The organism is Moorena sp. SIO3I8 (genome assembly GCF_010692325.1).
GTDB lineage: Bacteria > Cyanobacteriota > Cyanobacteriia > Cyanobacteriales > Coleofasciculaceae > Moorena.
Genome location: NZ_JAAHHW010000310.1, coordinates 1 through 1,934, shown reverse-complemented (window position 1 = coordinate 1,934; position 1,934 = coordinate 1). Strand labels below are relative to the sequence as shown.

Genomic DNA, 1,934 nt, shown 5'->3' with positions numbered 1-1,934 from the left:
CTTCTAGGGGTCGGGTTTGCACCGCCATCCAGATGAATAGTTATAACTCTTTTTGGGGTTTTCCCCGCGAGTTACCTGAGTCATACCCCTCCCGGTGAGGGAGGCTCCTACTCAGAACAAGCCGCACTTGGCTAAAGCATCGTAGATCTTCTCGAAATTGCTTGACACTTTACTATATCTTGCCTGAGTGTAGGAACCAAACCAGGTTTTATAGCGCTGGGCATTAGACCTTTTATTTGTTGGTGTGTTCTGTAAATCGAACAAGGCCACCTCAGCTATCGTTTCAGCCTTAGTTAGTGCTTGATTTAAGCTATTCTGTCGCTCAGCAGAACAACCTTCGAAGACGGGTGTTTGTTTAGCCCTGTTGATTTCCTTAGACAAAATATCTTCTGGTTTAAGATCCAAATCATTCTTTAGCGAAGTTTCCGGTAGTAAAGCTTCAGGTTCTGACTTCGGTCTGCTGGTAAGCAATTTAAATGAGACTGTATTGGACTCCAAGATTTTCGGCGAGCTCAGACCTTGTGTTTGGGCTTTTGCCGCTAGTTCAGTAGGAGTTTTTGATTCCACATCCAAGATCTCGGATTTAAAGGTGACACTGTAGTCACCTGACTCATAAATCTCATAAGCCTGAGCCAAATCTACTTCTACCAAAACACTTTCACCTGGCTTGAGAGTAAGATAGTCATCAGGTTGAGGGACTCCTCTTTTTACCAGACGACCCGTATATGCAACGGATTCACCTCCTGATTTGTTGATCAAAAACATATCGTGATTGAACCCCTCAAGTGGTGTATTCCATTTCAATATGCTTAGTGGTATGTCAGAATTATTAGACAGGGTAAAACGAGTACTTAGCGGTTCAAGTGCCCCATACTCTGAACTCTTGAGTTCAAGAAAACTTGTAACCATCCCTTGACTTTCTTGAGCTAAAGCCTGTACGGGAATACATGTCAATAGAAACACAAACACAACCGCCAGTAGAAAAACCCTTGTTATTAGTCGCAACATAATAATCACATCATCAAATATGACAACTCTGCAATGTGGACAAAAATTGGTTCCTTTCTCCTCAAGGTTGCTAAATGATATTTTCTGCTCCTGGCATAATAGAAAAACTTTTGAAAACCTCCAAACTTGAGCAAGGCTTAGCTCAATGATCTATAGAATAGGACTCTTAGCGCTTTAGAGGATGTCGGAAAAGTCTCCATTGCTATGTTCGGGGCAATCAATCTGGTAGTGTTGCCAAAAATTTTTGAACCACTTATCTGTACTGTTAAAACCTGTATGTAGTTACACTACGGATAGCGTTTGAATAATTTTTGGCAATACCACCACATCCAGCACCATACTCTAATTATTATCACAAAAAAACTATCTAAAAATTAAGAATTATTTAAATCTCTTGAGAGATAAGATCTGATAAGATCTGATAAGATCTGATATGAACCTATCCAGGGTAAACGCATATAAAAAAGAGGGAACAATGGTGTAAACTAGTAAGTTGCTTCCACTCCCACCACCACCCGTGATCAAACTCAGTGAGTCACAAGTAATACTCAAAGCCACTCTAAACCAATGCTTTGGTGGCATAGAAGACCCGAGAGCGAAACACCTGTGTAGCCATCACCTGTTGGACATTATTGCCATCGCCCTGTTAGCTACTCTAGCCGGAGCCGAAGGTTGGGTTGATATTGAAACCTACGGCCAAGCTAAAGAAGACTGGCTGAAAACATTTCTCGATTTACCCAACTCGATACCGTCTCATGATACCTTTGCTCGTGTATTTGCCCGTCTAGACCCAGAAGCCCTAGGGCGTGTCATCAAATAGGTATCAATTTAGTTTAGAATCGGTAGCTGTAGAGAGTTTAGTCAATCAGGAGCTGTGCTATCATGATACGCCGCTATGCTTTGCGTCTCGGACCAGTGGGAACGGA

1 protein-coding gene and 1 pseudogene are annotated in these 1,934 nt (G+C 42.1%); one reads left to right on the top strand and one right to left on the bottom strand.

Features of this window, described 5'->3' with window-relative positions; translation table 11 throughout:
- Positions 1-111: 111 nt before the first annotated feature.
- Positions 112-909 carry a hypothetical protein gene (locus tag F6K51_RS36505; RefSeq protein WP_293030857.1) on the bottom strand — a complete coding sequence of 266 codons (798 nt, stop codon included), beginning with the start codon at positions 907-909 and terminating at the stop codon, positions 112-114.
- Between the two features lie 619 nt (positions 910-1,528).
- On the opposite strand from F6K51_RS36505, the pseudogene F6K51_RS36500 reads away from it, so the two are divergent.
- Positions 1,529-1,810 (top strand): annotated as a pseudogene (locus tag F6K51_RS36500) (transposase family protein); the annotation flags it as partial.
- Positions 1,811-1,934 lie beyond the last annotated feature (124 nt).